Genomic DNA, 19,269 nt, shown 5'->3' on the forward strand with positions numbered 1-19,269 from the left:
AAACTAAATGCTCACAGAGCAAAGGGGACGCAAAGCGTCCCCTTTGCTTTACGTTTTTGTAGGCTGAACGACCTTGTATCGCTAAAATATAATCATGCAAGTTCGTCAGAGTGTCACCTATAGCAGCATCGATTCTAAATCTCTGCACGATTGGATTGTTCAAGCGATCGCAAAAGCACAGATCATAGGGTCGCCGATTTTATTTAGTTACTCTCAAAGCTGGGAGTGTGACAATCCCCTATTGTTGCTCGCGAGTAAGTCTGAGCCACACCAACCCAAGTTTTATTGGGAGCAACCGAACGCTGATTTGATTTTGGCGGCGGCAGGTTCGGTTGCTGAAGTGTCATTGCCCCATCAGGTTTTAATCGATCGCTTTGACTGCGCCAAAAAATTTATCAATGAACATTTGCATAATGCGATCGCAGCACAGCATCCAGATTTAGGTAGTCACAAAATTACCAACGCCGCCGCATCGATTTATGTTTTGGGTGCGTTTTCCTTTTATGGCGCTGACGGTAATTGCTCTGACAATTTGCATCTTGCTGAAGATGCCCAACCTGCAATCGAGTTTCCCCCTCTACTATTTTTTATTCCCCATTGGATGGTGCGCCATAGCTCACAGGAATGTACATTAACGCTCAACCATTACATTCAGCCTTGGGATCATGCCGATGAGGTACTAGAAAAATTAGAAACAATGCGATCGCATTTGCAATCTAGTTCTCAATATCAAGCCCCTACTGTCCATGAAGTCAGCAAGATTAGTGAAGTACAAGGACGACAGATTTGGACAGAGATTGTTGAGGAAGCATTAACTTTAATTAATCAAGGGCATTTTGAAAAAGTAGTATTAGCTAGAGCGCTAGATGTTCTCGCCGATCGCGATTTTGATCCTTTTCAAGTGCTGCATGTATTGCGTTGCGAGTACCCCGAATGTATTTCCTTTTTGCTGGACTATGGCACGGGTAAAACTTTTTTAGGCGCAACCCCAGAGGTGGTTTTGCAATTTGAATCACAGGGGGAGCATCTTTGGTTACGCAGCGATGCCTTAGCAGGTTCAATTCGTCGTGGCAAAACAGTCCAAGAAGATCAGATGTTGGGCGAACACCTGCTCAATAGTGAAAAGGATATGCGTGAACATCAGATTGTGATTCGCTCAATTTGCGATCGCTTACAAAGTATGGGTGCGGCAATTGATCCACAGGTGACAACGGGACTGCTCAAACTTTCTAATGTGCAGCATTTACACACGCCGATAACCGCCCAAATTAATGATCCTGACTGGTTAATTGCCCTCAATATTTTGCAACAACTACACCCCACTGCTGCCGTTGGTGGCGAACCAAGGGATCGTGCTGTGTGTTTTATGCAACAGTGGGAAGCTTGCGATCGCGGATGGTATGCCGCGCCAATCGGTTGGCTCAATGGTAACGGCGAGGGGACTTTTGGGGTAGGAATTCGGGCTGGCTACATTCAAGGCGATCGGGCAAGGATTTTTGCTGGGGCGGGAATTGTCGCAGATTCACAGGTAGAAAATGAACAAAGCGAAACCACAATTAAGTTCGCAGCCCTGTTAAAAGCGTTGGGCGCAATTTAAGTAAAAAGGGTTGCCATGCAACCCTTTTTACTTATTTGCTTTTACTTATCTGCTCTCTGGTGAGGGTGTTACCCGTTGAGGAGAAGGAATTAAATAGGCAATCACGGCTCCACCAACAAAACCTGCCACATTACGAACGATGGGAACCCACTCACTGGTTCTGGTCAAAACTGGCCCCAAGCCAAAGGAAATAAACAACATGCCCCATAGCGGCGTGAAAATTAAAGCCCATTTCCAAGCAAAGATCTCGCCTTCTTTACGAGGATGTCCTGCAAAGCCAAATACTACGCCGCCAACGATGGAAGTAATTAAGGTCAGAATCCATTGCTCCTGTGGAATCCCTGGCACAACCGCACAGCCATCTTGATCTAAACAAGTGGCGATCGCATCAATTGCCGACAAAATTGATTGATCATAGCCCTGCTCTCTAACATAAAACTGATTGCCATAACGAGACTGTAGCTCAATCCAGAAACTGCGAGATAGTAATGGATAAACAGCATCACCGACACTAAAATTTAGCAAATTACGTCCACGGGCATCGGCAACCAACATCACGCTGTGGTCATCTAAACCCCAAAACTCTTTAACCGCACGACCAGGAGTTCGATCTACCTGCGTCAGCACCCGCAACTTCCACCCTGTCTGATCTTCAAACTGCGTTAACTTTTTGTCCAGCGCTAATTCTTCACTCTCAGTCAAAAATCTTCCTAGATCGATTACGTTGGAATATTTGTCAGGTAATAACTCAGGGGCATCAAAGGCAAGAGCCGCAGGAATATGCGTAAATGCGATCGCAAGTGGTAAGAATACTGCGATCGCAATCGCGCAAAATTGCTGAATAAAGTTTTGAGGGCATCTCGACAGAGAAAACTTTAGGGTAGTGGGCTTGATCATGGCGTTTGTTAAAGTTGGAATTTTAATGAGCAAATAGATCGCTAATCTTAATATTTCTTAATATCTTAGCAACAGTATATAGTTAAAGATACTTTCTCTCCCTATTATTTCCTATGGCAAGCCCAATTCAGTGGTATCCAGGTCATATCGCCAAAGCTGAAAAGCAGTTGTTAGAACAACTAAAATTGGTGGATGTGGTCATTGAAGTGCGTGACTCACGCATCTTGATGTCTAGTAGACATCCGAAAATTGAAAAATGGGTGGAGGGAAAGTCGCATATTTTAGTATGCAATCGCATTGATGCCATCTCCGCCAATGTCAAAACCCAATGGACGCGCTGGTTTACTGAGCAGGAGCGCATGGCATATTTCACCGATGCCCAAGCAGGCAAAGGCATGGTCGATCTCCTCAAAGCCGCACAAGTCGCAGGTGAAAAAGTCAATGAAAGGCGGCGTGGTCGTGGTATGTTGCCTCGTCCAGTCAGAGCCGTTGTTGTTGGTTTCCCCAATGTTGGCAAATCTGCCCTGATCAATCGCTTACTTAAGAAAAAAGTAGTTGCTAGCGCCAATAAACCGGGGGTCACTCGTCAGTTACGTTGGATTCGCATTTCTGATCAGATCGAACTGCTCGATACTCCGGGAGTCATCCCGCCTTTGCTTCATGATCAAGAAGCAGCAATGAAATTAGCGATTTGTGACGACATCGGACAGGCCGCCTACGACAATGTATTGGTAGCCGCCGAAGCTGTGGAAATGTTGATGCAATTAAATATCAATCTCATGAGTCGCTATCAGATTGATCCCAAAACTGTTAGCTCAGGCATCGAGTATATCCATGAGGTGGCGGCTTTGAATAAGTTTCAAGGGGATCTTGATAAAGTTGCCAGATTAATTTTGTACGACTTTCGCAAAGGCAGACTAGGAGCAATCGCTTTAGAAATGCCGCCCCATTATTAGTCTATAAAAGACGCATTCCAGCTAAAAATCAGTAATTTGCAACCAGTAATTTGCAACGGTATTAATTCAAGAACTTAAACGAATGACAAGCAAAATTTATTTAAAGGGTGTAAGGGCGTATGGATATATAGGATATCTGCCCGAAGAAAATGTATTGGGGCAATGGTTTGAAGTCGATGCCACGCTATGGGTTGATTTTGAAAAGTCCACCATCAACGACGACATTGACGATACGGTCAACTATATTTCCTGTATTTGCAAGATCGAAAACTTGATTCAAACCCAGAAATTTAAGTTGATCGAACGTTTAGTCGGTGCGATCGCTGATAGTTTACTCGAAGATACCAAAATCGAGCAAGTGCTTGTCAAAGTGATCAAGCATCCGCCGATTCCTCATTTTCAAGGTTCAGTTGCCGTAGAAATTTTGCGATCGCGATCGCAATTTGTTCTGCCACCCACTGAAACAAAATTAGAATCAATAGCCCCACTCCCCATAGTTAATCCTGATTCTCAAAAAACAGTCACCACATCATCGTCATCCAAAATCATCAGCATCCATACTGATGGGGCTTGCTCCAAAAATCCAGGTCCTGGAGGTTGGGGTGTAGTTGTCCATTTTGATGATGGCAGTACCAAGGAACTCGGTGGCGGCATTAGGGAAACAACTAATAATCAGATGGAACTCCAAGGTGCGATTGCTGCCCTAGACTTTCTCAGCGCTCACAAACAATCCAGCCCAGTCGATCTATATACCGATAGCAAATATGTCTTAGATGGCATCACGAAGTGGATCAAAGGTTGGAAAAAGAATGGTTGGAAAACTAAAGACAATAAGCCTGTCAAAAATCAAGAATTTTGGCAACAACTCGATGCTCTCAATTCATCAAATATCCGTTGGCATTGGGTAGAGGGACATTCTGGCGATCCTGATAACGAGCGATGCGATGCGATCGCCCGTAGTTACACCGCCAAATATGCCTAAAAAGAGAGACTCGCAACGCGAGTCTCTCTAATATTTTTGTTTGTGAAGATATCGTGATTAGTTTACAGCCTGACTATTTAAGGCAATATACGAGATATGTGATCGCCTAGATATAGCAATTCTTACACTAATGCGGTGCAAGCAAGTAGCTTAAACCCTTTTCTAATATAGATTTCAGTGAGATTAGGTGTACCTCACTAAGCCCAAACTTGCTATCAAAATCTAAGCCAATTAATTCAAGACTTCTGTTGTCAATATTTATCCAGTAAAAATCATATTAATATTCTTTCTAATATTAATACTCCGCACATTTGGTAATACTAAATATCTAATCAACCTTACCTGTATAAAAGTAATTAGGGATGCCGTTAAAAATATCAAGAAATAGTTAAAGTAAAATGGGAGTTTAATAACATTGAGCAAAGGAATATGCCATAAATAAATCCACATACTATTTTGAGCGATAAATAAAACTGGTATGGTTAGTTTAAGCTTATTTATAAAAATCATAATAGATCCTGATACTAACCATAAAACAATCGAAATACCTAGAGCGTAAGACAGGTAATAAATAGACGGAGGATACTTAAAAGCTTGCGTCTGGATAAATAAACCCGAATTCAGATAAAACGACAATCCCATAATCCCAAAAGTAGATAAAGCTAAGATGGCTATATAGACTAACAATTTCTTGTTTATACTATTGAGTCTTAAGCCAATTGCAAATATAACTGCATAAGGCATCAGATATAAGACTATATTTTCAAACATAATCATCCATTTTGATGCTAAGAAAAACGGCTTGGAAATTAATAGAATTATTTCATAAGCTAAATAAACAAGACCAATAATTAGAAAATAATGAAAATTCTTTTTGAATTTTAGATGCAAATTCATTATAAATGGTGCTAATGCTGCCATAAATAGAAAGACTCTAATAATCCAGACAAAGCCAATACCTGAAAGCAAAAAATAACTTTCCAAAATCGTTCTGACACTTGGTAACTTGATAGGATATCCAGTAAAAAAAACTAACGCAAAGTAACAAGTTAAAAATACCCACAATGGAAATAATAATCTTTTAACTCTTTTCGAGAGATAGGAAGTGTAGCTTTCTTGCTTGTAAGATAGGCTAAATGATACAGCTGATATCATTACCATTAGTGGCACATCAAAATTGCGGATTTGAAAAATTATTCCAGGTGGATTGACATGAGCCAGCACTATCATAGCCAAGCCTAAAAACCTCAGGATATCAACCCTATTATTTCTCATTGCTCACCTCTGGATATAGTATTTGTACTACCGTGCAAAGCGCTGTAGCAATTCATCAAATGATAACAAATAAACTAGTTTATTTTGCCTAAATCTTTAAATCTGGCAGCGCAAAATCAAAGGGTAGTTCATTGTTAATTGCTTGAATTTGTCTAGCTTCGTAATCATTGACCTCATTAATATAAGGAACAAGAATTTGCTTAAGCCGATCGCGATAAAAGCGATGCAAACTGTAATTTGGTGTTGCAGGAAACCCACGCCGTTTTTTATGTTGTCCCCCTGCCCCTGGGTCAAAGCGCTTGATGCCTTGAGCGATCGCCCACTCAATCGGTGTGTAATAGCAAGCATTGAAATGTAAACAATCAATTTCTTGTACACATCCCCAATATCGCCCAAATAGCTGCTCATCCTTGCGAATGCAAAAAGACATTCCCACAGGTTGCGGATGATCTTCCACCTCACCCGCGACGAATACAAGGCGATCGCAAAAACTATGGGCTAAATTTTCAAAAAACTTGCGATTTAAATACTTACTCCCACCCCAAAACTTATTGCAATGATCGTTATATAGCTCATACATATAGCCATAGAAATAATGGGGAATCTCTTCACCTGTGTAAACCCGCATTTTGATTCCTGTACTTTCAACAGACTTTCGCTCGCGCTTAATATTGCGGCGTTGATTAGCATTGAAATTCTTGAGGTAATCATCAAAATCCGTAAATTCTTGATTTTCCCAAACATAACTATGGTGCATCCAAGTCGTAAAACCACGCGACTCTAGCTCCTGCTTCCAATTAGGATCGACATAGAGAAAGTTGCAACCCGACATCTGATAGCGATCGCAAAGTCGATCAATCTCTGCCAACATCAAGTCATAGATTTTCGATAATTCATCAGCATTGTCGCTAAGCTGTGGATGCACCAAAAATCGATAACCCACCGCAGGCGTAAAGGGAGCCATTCCCAATAATTTCGGATAATACTCAATCCCCAATCGATAGGACAAATCCGCCCATTGATGGTCAAATACAAACTCGCCTTGGCTATGCCCCTTAATGTACAAAGGCGCTGCCGCCACCAGTACATTGTTTTGCCATACCAATAAATGACTCGGCAGCCATCCCTGTTGTGCGATCGCACAACCCGATGATTCCAAATTCGATAGCCATTCCCACTCAAAAAAAGGTGTTACCAAAGGTTTGGCAAGTGCATTCCATTCCTCAGCCTTGACCTTATTAACCGTATCCACCCAAGTCGTCGTATAACGGGAAGCTTGTTGCAGCATAGTAAAAGTCTGGGCAATCAATTAGTAAAGTGCTTAGTATACACAGCTTAACAAATACCGATATAAAAAGTCAGGACTATTACTCTAAGGTAATCTTGGCTTTTTAGAGCCAAATTTAGTTTTATAGAATCAAGAGACTTATGAATTTATGTAAACAAATAATGTTATGTATCACCAGCTACTTTAATGTATATACAGAGCACAAGAGATAGAGCAACTCAATCCAAATGCAAGACTAGCTTACATATTGAAGTTTAACTTTCAATAGAGAAGGAGGAAGCAAAAGAAAGAGTTCAACGTAAAGATTCAGTTCAAAGTCGGATTGATGCTTTATTGCTCCCCACGATTCTTCGATCTTTACGGGGCAGTGCTTTTTCCAAAGATCGATATGATTTTGGTAGCTTTGATAGCCTATTACTATTTCTAGGATCTCTTAACATCTTTGTAGTGTTTGTTTAAGTTTTAAACTAACACTAAATTGAGCCAGAGATAAGCTTATAAAGTTTAAAAAATAAGGGCTAAAAAATAGTTAATCAAAAGCCAATATGCATTAGTAAACCTCTAGTACGAACTAATTGAATTATTTAAAGACATGAGTCTAGCAGCCTTCTGCTAGACTCATTGAGTTTTTGGAGATAATTAAACGCAGTTTCTATAGTGATATTTATTTTACTAAGTACAAGAAAGCTGTGAATTTATGTAAACAAATAACCCTGTATAGCATTAAGTAAGTTACTGTATATACAGAGCACAAGAGACAGAGCAACTCAATCCAAACGCAAACCCAGCTTGAATATTGAAAGTACACTTTTCAATAAAGGAGGATGAGCAAAACGAACGAGTTAAACGTCAAACTGATTGATGCTTTGTTGCTCCCCACGATTCTTCGATCTTTACGGGGTAGTGCTTCTTCCAAAGATCGGTGTAGTTTTGATAGCTTCGACAGCCTGTATTTTAATTAGGGTCTCTTAAATTTCTAACTGGTGTCTGTTTAGGTGCTTACCTAGCGCTAGGCTACGAAATGAGACAAACTTATGAAGTTAAAAAGATAAGGGCTAGAGCGTACAGTTAATCAATACCGAACACGTCTCAGTAAACCACTAGTAGAACATATTGAATTACTTAAAGACATGAGTCTAGCAGCCTTCTGCTAGACTCATTCAGTTTTGGCGCAAGTTGAGTACAGGTTAAGCATAAATTGATCGCAAACAAAGCAAGGTTATTCACCTCATCCCTACCTTTGCTTTTAATGATCCGTTATTCGATAAAATAAACAGCAATTCATTATTTTCATAATCCTAACTTAGGGGTAACCAAGCATTGCGTAAAATCGTTATCGCTGGCAACTGGAAAATGTATAAAACCCAGTCTGAAGCCAAAACATTTTTCTCGGAATTTTCCGACCACCTTAAAGCCACTGCGCCTCAAGCTGCGATCGCAGATCAGCAAATCCTTATTTGCGTGCCATATACCAACCTCGCAATTTTACAGACAGTCATCCCATCCTTTGGTCAATCAAACTTAAACATTGGCGCTCAAAATGTTCACTGGGCAGATAATGGCGCATTTACAGGCGAAATTTCCGCTCCTATGCTCGTTGAGCTTGGCATCAAGCATGTGATTATTGGTCACAGTGAGCGTCGTCAATTCTTTGGAGAAACCGACGAAACCGTTAACCAACGACTCAAAGCCGCTCAATCTCACGGCATTACCCCGATCCTCTGTGTGGGCGAAAGCAAACAGCAGCGTGATGCCAATGAAACCGAAGCTTGGATTTTCTCCCAGTTAGCGTCTGACCTTGCTGGTGTCGATCAAAATAATCTGATCATTGCCTACGAACCAATTTGGGCTATTGGTACTGGTGATACCTGTGCCGCAACAGAAGCCAATCGTGTCATTGGACTAATTCGCAGCAAACTATCTAACCCAAACACCACAATTCAGTACGGCGGTTCCGTCAAATCTGATAATATTGATGAGATTATGGCTCAGCCAGAGATTGACGGAGTGCTAGTTGGCGGTGCAAGTCTTGACCCAGCAGGTTTCGCCAGAATTGTGAACTACCGTTAGTTTTGTTTTTTGCAATCTAAAATTGTGCATTTATTTGCATTTAATCGCTGTTTACACAGATCCAAATTGGACAGCAGCGAACACCACAGCATAGAAAATAACAGAGCTAATCAAGTCTCAATTGACTTTGTAAGGTTAACTTTGTTATAATTATGTGCTGTTGATTAGAATACACAGCCGCAGATATACCAAATCATCACTTATGCCCACGATCCAACAGCTCATCCGCACTGAGCGCCAAACCATAAATATCAAAACAAAGTCTCCTGCCCTAAAAAGTTGTCCTCAACGCAGGGGAGTATGTACGCGCGTTTACACTACAACACCCAAAAAGCCTAACTCTGCACTTAGAAAAGTGGCACGGGTACGCCTGACTTCTGGATTTGAAGTCACCGCATACATCCCCGGTATTGGGCATAACCTCCAAGAGCACTCCGTTGTGATGATTAGAGGCGGTCGTGTAAAAGATTTACCAGGTGTGCGGTATCACATTATCCGTGGCACTCTTGATACTTCAGGTGTAAAGGATCGCAAGCAAGGACGCTCCAAGTATGGTGCAAAGAGACCTAAACCAGGTCAAGCTCCAGCAAGCACTGGCAAGAAGAAGTAAGAATCATCTCCCAATAACTACCCAGTAGCCATTTAGTAAAATTAGCAATTCATTTTATAAGGTGAATTTAGTACCGTAATGTCCCGTAGAACGAAAGCTGCAAAGCGCATAACCCCTCCTGATTCGGTTTACAATAGCCGTTTAATCAGTATGCTTATCCGTCGTGTAATGTCACGCGGCAAGCATTCTGTTGCCTCTCATATTGTCTATAAAGCTCTTGACACCATTGGTGAACGCACAGGCAATCCACCTCTAGAAGTTTTTGATCGTGCAATCCGTAATGCTACTCCACTAGTTGAAGTCAAAGCTCGTCGTGTTGGTGGCGCTACCTATCAAGTACCTATGGAGGTTCGTACCGACCGTGGTGTTGCCCTAGCCCTACGCTGGTTAGTTCAATACTCTCGCAATCGTGCTGGACGTAGCATGGTAACTAAGTTGGCTAACGAATTGATGGATGCTGCTAACGAGACTGGGCAGACCATCCGTAAGCGTGAAGAAACACACAAAATGGCAGAAGCTAACAAAGCCTTTGCCCATTACCGTTACTAATCTAACGTTATTGAAGCATAGCTTACCTCGCTATACTATTCTTAATATAAATTCTCAATTCCTGACAAACACGAGGAAACTATTGTGGAACGCTCTATTGCCTTAGATAAGGTACGCAATATAGGTATTGCAGCGCATATTGATGCTGGTAAAACCACAACTACAGAGCGCATTCTATTTTATTCGGGCGTTGTACACAAAATTGGCGAAGTCCATGATGGCAACGCAACGACAGACTGGATGGCGCAAGAACGCGAACGTGGTATCACGATTACAGCGGCCGCGATTAGCACCAGTTGGAAAGATCACCGCATCAATATCATCGACACGCCCGGACACGTAGACTTCACAATTGAAGTAGAGCGTTCCATGCGTGTACTTGACGGTGTGGTTGCAGTCTTTTGCGCTGTAGGTGGTGTACAACCTCAGTCAGAAACTGTATGGAGACAAGCAGACCGCTATAAGGTTCCACGCCTTGTATTCGTAAACAAAATGGATCGCATGGGCGCAAACTTTTTGCGCGTAAGAGAGCAAATTCATGCTCGCTTTGGTTCTAATGCTGTTCCGATCCAACTACCTATTGGCAGTGAAGCTGAACTAATTGGTATCGTCGATCTCGTCAAAATGAAAGCCTATATCTATAAAGATGAAATAGGTAAGGATATTGACGAAATAGATATTCCTGCTGATTTATTACCCCTAGCCAATGATTGGCGTGCCAAGCTACTCGAATCAGTAGCTGATTCTGACGATGTCTTGATGGAAAAGTACCTCGAAGGTGAGGAACTAACCGAAGAAGAGGTCAGAACTGGTCTCCGTAAAGGTACTTTGAATGGCAAAATCGTTCCGATGACCTGCGGTTCAGCATTCAAGAATAAAGGTGTACAGCTACTTCTTGATGCTGTTATTGATTACCTTCCTGCACCTAGCGATGTTAAACCAGTTCAAGGTTTACTAGCTAATGGGGAAGAAGCAATTCGTGAAGCCAAGGATGACGCTCCAATGTCAGCTCTGGCCTTCAAAATCATGTCTGACCCCTATGGTCGTCTTACCTTTGTCCGCGTTTATTCGGGAGTCTTGAAAAAAGGTTCCTACGCTCTAAATTCCAGCAAAAATAAGAAAGAACGTATTTCTCGTTTGATCGTGCTGAAGGCTGATGATCGTCAAGAAGTTGATGAACTCAGAGCAGGTGATCTTGGTGCAGTATTGGGACTCAAGGACACCTTTACTGGTGATACCCTTTGTGATGACACGGCTCCAATTGTACTGGAAACCCTGTTTATCCCTGAACCTGTGATCTCTGTGGCGGTTGAGCCAAAGACAAAACAGGATATGGAAAAATTATCCAAGGCTCTGCAATCTCTGTCGGAAGAAGATCCTACTTTCCGCGTCATGACCGATCCAGAGACCAATCAGACGATTATCTCTGGTATGGGTGAGCTTCACCTTGAAATTCTAGTTGATCGGATGAAGCGTGAGTTTAACGTTGAAGCTAACGTCGGTGCTCCTCAAGTTGCCTACCGTGAAACTATCCGCAAAACCGTCACCGATATTGAAGGTAAGTTTGCCCGTCAGAGTGGTGGTAAGGGGCAATATGGTCACGTTGTGATCAATTTAGAACCTGCTGAACCAGGTACAGGCTTTGAATTTGTATCGAAGATTGTTGGTGGTGTAATTCCTAAGGAATTCATCAAACCTTCTGAACAAGGTATGAAAGAAGCCTGTGAATCAGGAATTCTGGCTGGTTATCCCTTGATCGATGTCAGAGCTACGCTTGTACATGGTTCTTTCCACGATGTGGACTCTTCAGAAATGGCTTTCAAAATTGCTGGTTCTATGGCAATCAAGGAAGCTGTAATGAAGGCAGCACCTGTTTTGCTTGAGCCAATGATGAAGGTTGAAGTAGAAACCCCTGAAGACTACATGGGTGATGTAATTGGTGACCTTAGCCGTCGTCGCGGTAATATTGCGGGTATGGATGATACCCCCTCTGGCAAGAGAGTTGAGGCAAGGGTTCCTTTGTCTGAGATGTTTGGTTATTCTACTGACCTTCGCTCATCAACTCAAGGCAGAGCAAGCTTCTCAATGGAATTTAGCCATTATGAAGAAGTGCCGAAAAACGTGGCTGAAGCCATCATTGCTAAAAACAAGGGACACAAAGAGTAATTCTTTGGGATACTCTACAAAATACTCTATAAATTAGAGTAACAACTAGCGGAAATACTCTATAAACTAGAGTAACAATTACTAAAGATAAGGATAATTACGAAAAAATGGCACGCGCTAAATTTGAGAGAACTAAGCCCCACGTTAATATTGGTACTATCGGTCACGTTGACCATGGTAAGACCACTCTAACTGCTGCGATCACCATGTCTTTGGCTGCCGCAGGTCAAGCAACTGCGAAAGCATACGATCAAATCGATGCTGCTCCTGAAGAGAAAGCTCGTGGTATCACCATCAACACCGCTCACGTTGAGTATCAAACCACTGATCGCCACTATGCTCACGTTGACTGCCCCGGTCACGCTGACTATGTTAAGAACATGATCACTGGCGCAGCGCAAATGGACGGTGCAATTTTGCTCGTATCTGCTGCTGATGGTCCTGAGCCTCAAACCCGTGAGCACATTTTGCTTGCTCGTCAGGTTGGTGTACCTAACCTAGTAGTTTTCTTGAACAAAGAAGACCAAATGGAAGGTGAAGAAGAGCTAGTTGAACTAGTTGAACTTGAAGTTCGTGAATTGCTTTCTTCCTACGATTTTGATGGCGATAATATTCCTATCACCCGTGGTTCTGCTCTAAAGGCCGTTGAGCAAATGACCGCTAATCCTAAGACTCAACGTGGTGAAAACCCTTGGGTTGACAAGATTTGGACTTTGATGGATTCTGTTGACTCCTACATTCCCACTCCTGAGCGTGCTGTTGACAAGGACTTCTTGATGGCAGTGGAAGATGTTTTCTCTATCACTGGTCGTGGTACGGTTGCAACTGGTCGTATTGAGCGTGGAAAAGTCAAGGTTGGCGATGTTGTTGAACTCGTTGGTCTCGGCGATACTCGTACTACTACAGTTACTGGTATCGAAATGTTCAAGAAGAGCTTGGAAGAAGGACTTGCTGGGGACAATGCTGGTCTATTATTGCGCGGTATTCAGAAGACTGATATTGAGCGCGGTATGGTTTTGGCTAAGCCTAAGTCGATCAATCCTCATACTCAATTTGAAGGTCAAGTTTATATTTTGACTGAAAAAGAAGGCGGTCGTAAGACTCCTTTCTTCCCTGGATATCGTCCTCAATTCTATGTACGTACAACTGACGTAACTGGAACTATCGTTACCTTCACTGCTGATGATGGTAGCGCCGCAGAAATGGTTATGCCTGGTGACCGCATCAAAATGACCGTTGAGTTGATCAACCCTATTGCGATCGAAAACGAAATGCGTTTTGCGATTCGTGAAGGTGGACGTACCGTTGGATCGGGTGTTGTAACCAAGATCTTGAAATAGTTCTTGATTAACCAACAAAAAAGCCTCGCAATGCGAGGCTTTTTTGTTGGTCATTTTTATTAGTCAAATATTTCCGCAGGATCTGCCGATTGGACTTTGCTAAGAGATAGTGTTCCTGAAATAGCACACATAGTAATTGTCAGTAATAACAGTTGTACAACGCGATCACTATTTAGCTCTAAAGGTAATCCCGTAGCACTTTCAGTTAGCCTGTAAAGAATTGTACAAATTAGAATTGCTGGTAAAAATCCGCATATTGATAGTAATAAAGATTCTTGTAAAACTAGACCAAATAAATATAAATTACTGTAACCCATGGCTTTTAGTGTGGCGTATTCAGCAAGATGATCGGAAACATCTTTATATAAAACCTGATAGACAATGACGACACCAACGATAAAGCCCATAGTTACGCCCAAGCCAAATACGAACCCAATGGGAGTAGCTTCCGCCCAGTAATTTCTTTCTAGATCGATAAACTCTTGTAAGGTCAATATTTGGACATCTTTATCTAATCTAGAACGCATGGCATCTCTAATTGCGATCGCATTGGCTCCTACCTCCAGTTGTACTAGACCTAAGCTGATATTGCCAACCAGTCGATCGGGAAAAATTCGCAGAAAATTTTGCTCACTGGTGATAACTGTGCCATTGGCGGCAAAGGAGACCCCCATCGTAAAAAGTCCACCGATAGTGACTTGACGATCAGAAATTTCCTTAGTTAGATTTTTTCCTTGAGCAAGAGCTGATTCATATTGGGAGGCAACTTCGCCATAAAAGTCTGGTCTAGAGCCGCGGTCAAATAGAACAACATCGGGAATAAGGGTCTTGTCTAAATCTGATTTGATGTTGGGAAACAGAAAAGGATTTGCCTGTGGCGAAACTCCAATCGTTAGAATATCCTCTTTGATCCCAAGTTCGGCGGCATTCCACTGAGCAAGTCCAATATATACAGGATAGGTTGCTTTGACCCCAGCAAATCCATCAGCTTGATGGAGGCGGCGGCGAGCAAATTCTCTGAGATTCAATAAGTTGTTAGAGCTAGGATGAATTAGCACTAAGTCACTACTGAGATTAAGATGTAGTAGTACGGCACTTTTAAATAGAGCCGACTGAAAGCCCAATTGCATCGCGATTAAAATCACCGCAAACATGATGCCTGCAATTGCGATCGCTAATCGACCTTTTTGATAGGTAAGTTGTAACCATGCGAGGGGAATAGCAAGCATTTAAGTGAAAAATTTTAGGTGGGAGAAGTGGATTTTAAATATTTGTAAAGCCAACCACAGCCACCTAGACAAGTCCGCTTATCTTCAGCAGACACATTAATGTTAGTCCTTAAATATTTTTGTAACCATTGACATCCACGCATTAAGAGGTTTTCAAGATCAAGATTCCACATAATGATTTTGCGGTCTTCTCCTGATGAAATCAGTGTTTTACCATTGGGGCTAAAGCAAACACTGCGAACGGGACCTTGATGTCCGTTAAATGTTCGTAAAAGTGTCCCTTCTCCACTCCAAAACTGAATTGTTGAATCCTCACTAGCCGACACAATTGATTTGCCATCAGGACTAAAGCAGATACTGGTGACTTCGGCGCTGTGACCATTTAATGTTTTGATTAATTTGCCATCAATACTCCACAGTTTAACGCTTTGATCCATGCTGCCACTGGCAAGCCCTGTCCCATTAGGATTAAAACAAACTGTATAAACCTCGGCGCTATGTCCGTCTAGAGTGCCTAAGAGTGTGCCATCCCAACTCCACAAATTGATGAGCTTGTCTTTACTTGCAGAAGCGAGCATACTGCCATCGGGACTAAAGTCAATGCTGTAAACTTCTGAAGAGTGCCCTGTAAGAGTTTGTAGCCACTTGCCATCAGAACTCCAGACCCGAACCGTGCCATCAGCACTGCAAGTGGCAAATACTTGACCATCGCAACGATAGACAACCTTGTAAATTTCCGCCCGATGGGCACTAATTGTATTGATGAGAGTGCCGTCAGTTTTCCACATTCTAATGCTTGTATCTGCGGATGCCGTGAGAATTGTTGAGCTATCAGGGCTAAAGGTCACACAGTTAACTTTGTCATTATGCCCTTCTAGAACCGCTTCCAGAGTACCATTGGCGTTCCAGAGATTGACGGTTTTATCTTTACATGCTGATGCTAAAAATTTGGAATTTGGGCTGACTGCCACGGAAAACACCTCATCTGTATGCCCCATTAAGGTTTTGAGAGGTGTACCACCAATAGACCAAAGCTTGACAGTTGTATCACGGCTGGCGGAGGCAAGATTTTTCCCATCGGGGCTAAACGCGACGCTATGGACAACATCACCATGTCCTTGAAATCTATGTAATAAGCCCTGTTCTATATCCCAAACTCTGATTTCGCGATCAAATCCACTAGAAGCAATAGTGTGATTATCGTAGCTAAAGGCAACACTCCATACTTTGTCAGTATGTCCATAAAACGTTTTGATTAAGACCCCATCTGATCCCCAAATTTTGACAGTACGATCGCGACTGCCAGAGGCGATTGCCAAACCATTTGGGGCATAGGCAACACTTTCCACAAAGCTGTCATGGCTACGTAAATGTTTGACTGCCACGCCAAGGGTATTCCAGATGATTAAGCTGCGATCAGCACTTCCTGAAACTAAGGATTTACTATTCGGGTGAAAAGCAACACAAGTCACCCAGCGATCGTGACCACCCCTGAGAGTTCGGATGGCAGTGCCATCATTTTTCCATAGCCGCACGGTTGTATCTTCACTAGCCGAAGCAATCATTTCCCCATTGTTGCTAAAACATACATCTAGAACTGGCCCATCATGTCCTTTGAGAGTGGCTATGGGTTGTTCTTCAAAATTGCCTGTGTCGGGATTTCGTTTCCAAAGCTTGAGCATATTGTCTCGGCTGCCTGAAACCAGCAGCTTGCCATCGGGACTAAAAGCAACACTAGTTACCCAATTGGTATGCCCTACAAGAGTTTGCAATAAAATGCCTGATTCATCCCAGATTTTGATACTGCGATCGCTACTAGCCGACGCAATGTACTGACCGTCACGGGAATAGCACACTTTATTAACCCAAAAACCATGCCCTTCAAGGCGGTTGTACTCATGGATGCCATAGACAACCTGCTCTAGAGCCGTAATTGACCGAATTTGGGTATTGGCTCGTAAATTGGCGAGGGTACTTTCATCAACTTGAGTAGTTAGACGTTTTAGTTGTACTCCTCCAATTACGCCTGCAATCATTGCTTCGATATGATTGTTGGACAGATAGAGTGCTTCTGAAGAAATGGTGAGAGCAACTATTTTTTCATTGATTTCGCCCATTTCCGCAACTATGCGTTGGCGACGTTCCGCATCAAGACTTTTTTCTAGTTCTTGGCTTAATTTTTCAAGGCGATCAGCATCGGCAGCCCTTGCGGACATCAACTGCTCACGTTCACTAATTCTTTGTGATGCTTCTAAAAAACTGCGATCAATTCGAGGTAGCTCGGCTTGACTCTCTGCCCATGCGATCGCTTCGGCAAGGCGAGTGCCACGTAATAATGCAGAGTCATCGGTTTCTTCTGAACGTTGCCAAGCCTGTAACGCTTCAAGATAAGGGCAATTTCGCAGTTCTGAGAAATGCACCTTTTGATTGAGCTTAATGATGACAATCGACACATCATCATCAGGGATATCCCGCTCGGAAAATTGATCGAGAGCAGTTTTTAAGCCCTCTAAAATATCAACTGCTGAATTTTGTGCTAGTTGAATTACAGTTTGCCGTAATGGAGAAATATCTTCATTGTCTCTTGTACGTCCAAATTCCTCTCCTAATGGGTTTGTGGCTTCAAACAAGCCATCACTGAAGAAAATGGCAATATCTCCCTCATTTAACGATCGCGAAACTGCTCTATAGGCAGCACTGTCAAAACGCCCCAATGCGATCGCAGGATTAACAATTTCTTCACAAGTATTGCTATCTGCTCGATAGATCAATGGACCTGGGATACCTGCATTTCCTAAATGTAGCTCGTAGGTAACTAAATCAATTGCCCCATAGGAAAGAGCTACCGCATCATCAATGTGGCTTTTACATAGCAATTGATTTAAGGAATTGAGCATTGAGGCAGGATTTTGGAGGCGACCTTGCTGCCCGTAAGCATCGAGTTGACCTTTGAATAGAGCGGCATGGATTGCCCCAGCAACCGATTTGCCCGACGAATCTGCGATTGCAACTGCCAATGTTCCTGATTGTTCTAAAAATTGATAATAGTCTCCCCCCAGATCTACGGCTGTCCAAACTTCCGCAGCAATATCTAGCCCAGGATAAATAGGCAAGCTTTGTGGCAACAAGCTCCTTTGTAACAGTCTGCCACTAGATAGGTCACTGGAAGTTTCATTTAGCTGCATACATTAATAGGCAGAGCGATCCTCAGAACAATTAATACTATCAAGGATGTTATTCCTTACTTCTTCTGATACTTACTTATATCAGGATCAGTCAAATTATTCTCAAAAACATAGTTTTATGAAATTATAGTGCTTTATATCTCATAAAATCATAGCTTGAGCCATAGTCTGCTAATTTTTATACATCAATATATTGCACAATACTGAACGCAAGTATCACTCACACTCAAGGGTATCACGGGTAAATCTACCAGTTGTAGGATTTTGTCCTGATGCTGATTGGCAGAGCTTTTGGCGAACTGCTGGACGTAAATATACATCTGTGAAGTCTGCGCCTTCGATGATGACGTTATTAAAGGATGTCCCGTATGCAAATGAGCCTTCAATTACAGCATTGGTTAAGTTTGCCTTATCGAGACGGGCATTATCAAGTGTACTATAGCTGAGATTAGCGCCTGTCAAATCTGCTTCCTTCATATTGGCTGCAAAAAAGCTCACGCCCTGAGCGTCAACATTGATAAAGGATGTATTACGTAGGTCAGATTCATTAAATTGGTATCCCAATAGCGATTTACCAGAAAAATCGGCACCTTGTAAAAATGCTTTGACATAGACATCTGCGATCGCAGGTTGAGCAATTAAGATCACGATTGCCATACATAGAATTATGCCAATCGCCTGACGAATAATATTGTGTAGACTAAAAAATTTAAGTTTCATAATCTTCATGATAGCTAAGTTCTAGGATCAAGTTTATGACAAAAGCAGTTGGCGATTGCGGCGAGGTACTAGTTGCTAAGCTTTTGCAAGCAAACGGCTGGCAAATTTTAGCAACTCAATGGCGATGCCGATGGGGAGAAGTAGATTTGATTGCCTGTGACCACCAATGGCTATTATTTGTTGAGGTAAAAACTCGGTGCGATCGCAATTGGGATAGTGATGGGAGTTTGGCAATTACCTCGCAGAAGCAATCTAAAATTATTAAAACAGCATCCCTATTTCTATTTCAAAATCCCCAGCTAGAGCAACTTTCTTGTCGGTTTGATGTTGCCTTAGTACGTCGTGCAGGAACAGATCTACATTTGCAAAGTTATATAGAGCAAGCTTTTATTGCTTAACCTATTG

General features: G+C 42.3%; 15 protein-coding genes. 9 read left to right on the top strand and 6 right to left on the bottom strand.

Features of this window, described 5'->3' with window-relative positions; translation table 11 throughout:
* The first annotated feature begins 94 nt into the window (after positions 1–94).
* On the top strand, positions 95–1,597 hold the full coding sequence (locus tag H6F41_RS07015) for an isochorismate synthase (RefSeq protein ID WP_190402755.1): 1,503 nt from the start codon (positions 95–97) through the stop codon (positions 1,595–1,597).
* Between the two features lie 45 nt (positions 1,598–1,642).
* Here H6F41_RS07015 and H6F41_RS07020 read toward each other — a convergent pair whose 3' ends face one another.
* Positions 1,643–2,494: a TPM domain-containing protein gene (locus H6F41_RS07020; RefSeq protein ID WP_199288692.1), complete on the bottom strand. Its 852-nt coding sequence runs from the start codon at positions 2,492–2,494 to the stop codon at positions 1,643–1,645.
* 113 nt (positions 2,495–2,607) lie between these two features.
* Between H6F41_RS07020 and ylqF the strand changes: the two genes are divergently transcribed.
* A complete protein-coding gene (gene ylqF, locus H6F41_RS07025) occupies positions 2,608–3,450 on the top strand; it encodes a ribosome biogenesis GTPase YlqF (RefSeq protein ID WP_190402756.1) in 843 nt (280 codons plus the stop codon).
* Between the two features lie 82 nt (positions 3,451–3,532).
* On the top strand, positions 3,533–4,432 hold the full coding sequence (gene rnhA, locus H6F41_RS07030; protein ID WP_190402757.1) for a ribonuclease HI: 900 nt from the start codon (positions 3,533–3,535) through the stop codon (positions 4,430–4,432).
* A 258-nt stretch (positions 4,433–4,690) separates the two neighbouring features.
* Here the strand turns inward: rnhA and H6F41_RS07035 are convergent, their stop codons facing one another.
* Positions 4,691–5,707 carry an acyltransferase family protein gene (locus H6F41_RS07035; RefSeq protein ID WP_190402758.1) on the bottom strand — a complete coding sequence of 339 codons (1,017 nt, stop codon included), beginning with the start codon at positions 5,705–5,707 and terminating at the stop codon, positions 4,691–4,693.
* An 88-nt stretch (positions 5,708–5,795) separates the two neighbouring features.
* A complete protein-coding gene (locus H6F41_RS07040; protein ID WP_190402759.1) occupies positions 5,796–6,995 on the bottom strand; it encodes a GNAT family N-acetyltransferase in 1,200 nt (399 codons plus the stop codon).
* Positions 6,996–8,315: 1,320 nt separating this feature from the next.
* Here H6F41_RS07040 and tpiA point away from each other — a divergent pair.
* The 5 genes from tpiA (at position 8,316) to tuf (ending at position 13,730) form a co-directional block, all read left to right on the top strand.
* Positions 8,316–9,065, top strand: coding sequence for a triose-phosphate isomerase (tpiA, locus tag H6F41_RS07045; protein ID WP_190402760.1), 750 nt, complete (start codon positions 8,316–8,318; stop codon positions 9,063–9,065).
* A gap of 202 nt (positions 9,066–9,267) precedes the next feature.
* On the top strand, positions 9,268–9,675 hold the full coding sequence (rpsL, locus tag H6F41_RS07050; protein WP_190402761.1) for a 30S ribosomal protein S12: 408 nt from the start codon (positions 9,268–9,270) through the stop codon (positions 9,673–9,675).
* Between the two features lie 78 nt (positions 9,676–9,753).
* Entirely contained in the window at positions 9,754–10,224 is a 471-nt protein-coding gene (rpsG, locus tag H6F41_RS07055) for a 30S ribosomal protein S7 (RefSeq protein ID WP_190402762.1), read from the top strand.
* Between the two features lie 84 nt (positions 10,225–10,308).
* Complete coding sequence (gene fusA / locus H6F41_RS07060) at positions 10,309–12,390, top strand: elongation factor G (RefSeq protein WP_190402763.1); 2,082 nt, start codon at positions 10,309–10,311, stop codon at positions 12,388–12,390.
* Positions 12,391–12,497: 107 nt separating this feature from the next.
* Positions 12,498–13,730 (top strand): elongation factor Tu, encoded by a 1,233-nt coding sequence (gene tuf / locus H6F41_RS07065; protein WP_190402764.1) that lies wholly within the window; start codon positions 12,498–12,500, stop codon positions 13,728–13,730.
* 59 nt (positions 13,731–13,789) lie between these two features.
* On the opposite strand, the gene devC is transcribed toward tuf, so the two are convergent.
* From devC to H6F41_RS07080, 3 genes are all read right to left on the bottom strand, one after another.
* The gene (gene devC / locus H6F41_RS07070; protein WP_190402765.1) at positions 13,790–14,959 is read right to left on the bottom strand and encodes an ABC transporter permease DevC; all 1,170 of its coding nucleotides are present in this window, start codon (positions 14,957–14,959) and stop codon (positions 13,790–13,792) included.
* Positions 14,960–14,973: 14 nt separating this feature from the next.
* Positions 14,974–18,144, bottom strand: a complete 3,171-nt coding sequence (locus H6F41_RS07075; RefSeq protein ID WP_190402766.1) for a SpoIIE family protein phosphatase — start codon at positions 18,142–18,144, stop codon at positions 14,974–14,976.
* A 216-nt stretch (positions 18,145–18,360) separates the two neighbouring features.
* Complete coding sequence (locus tag H6F41_RS07080) at positions 18,361–18,864, bottom strand: pentapeptide repeat-containing protein (RefSeq protein ID WP_190402767.1); 504 nt, start codon at positions 18,862–18,864, stop codon at positions 18,361–18,363.
* Positions 18,865–18,899: 35 nt separating this feature from the next.
* Here H6F41_RS07080 and H6F41_RS07085 point away from each other — a divergent pair, with 35 nt between their 5' ends.
* On the top strand, positions 18,900–19,262 hold the full coding sequence (locus tag H6F41_RS07085; RefSeq protein ID WP_190402768.1) for a YraN family protein: 363 nt from the start codon (positions 18,900–18,902) through the stop codon (positions 19,260–19,262).
* The last annotated feature ends 7 nt before the right edge of the window (positions 19,263–19,269 follow it).

Origin of the sequence: Pseudanabaena mucicola FACHB-723, assembly GCF_014696385.1 — a bacterium.
Taxonomy (GTDB): domain Bacteria; phylum Cyanobacteriota; class Cyanobacteriia; order Pseudanabaenales; family Pseudanabaenaceae; genus Pseudanabaena.

Coding starts and splice junctions, on each gene's coding strand:
- H6F41_RS07015 (WP_190402755.1), top strand. CDS start 95: ATGCAAGTTCGTCAGAGTGTCACCTATAGCAGCATCGATTCTAAATCT.
- H6F41_RS07020 (WP_199288692.1), bottom strand. CDS start 2,494: ATGATCAAGCCCACTACCCTAAAGTTTTCTCTGTCGAGATGCCCTCAA.
- ylqF (WP_190402756.1), top strand. CDS start 2,608: ATGGCAAGCCCAATTCAGTGGTATCCAGGTCATATCGCCAAAGCTGAA.
- rnhA (WP_190402757.1), top strand. CDS start 3,533: ATGACAAGCAAAATTTATTTAAAGGGTGTAAGGGCGTATGGATATATA.
- H6F41_RS07035 (WP_190402758.1), bottom strand. CDS start 5,707: ATGAGAAATAATAGGGTTGATATCCTGAGGTTTTTAGGCTTGGCTATG.
- H6F41_RS07040 (WP_190402759.1), bottom strand. CDS start 6,995: ATGCTGCAACAAGCTTCCCGTTATACGACGACTTGGGTGGATACGGTT.
- rpsL (WP_190402761.1), top strand. CDS start 9,268: ATGCCCACGATCCAACAGCTCATCCGCACTGAGCGCCAAACCATAAAT.
- rpsG (WP_190402762.1), top strand. CDS start 9,754: ATGTCCCGTAGAACGAAAGCTGCAAAGCGCATAACCCCTCCTGATTCG.
- tuf (WP_190402764.1), top strand. CDS start 12,498: ATGGCACGCGCTAAATTTGAGAGAACTAAGCCCCACGTTAATATTGGT.
- devC (WP_190402765.1), bottom strand. CDS start 14,959: ATGCTTGCTATTCCCCTCGCATGGTTACAACTTACCTATCAAAAAGGT.
- H6F41_RS07075 (WP_190402766.1), bottom strand. CDS start 18,144: ATGCAGCTAAATGAAACTTCCAGTGACCTATCTAGTGGCAGACTGTTA.
- H6F41_RS07080 (WP_190402767.1), bottom strand. CDS start 18,864: ATGAAACTTAAATTTTTTAGTCTACACAATATTATTCGTCAGGCGATT.
- H6F41_RS07085 (WP_190402768.1), top strand. CDS start 18,900: ATGACAAAAGCAGTTGGCGATTGCGGCGAGGTACTAGTTGCTAAGCTT.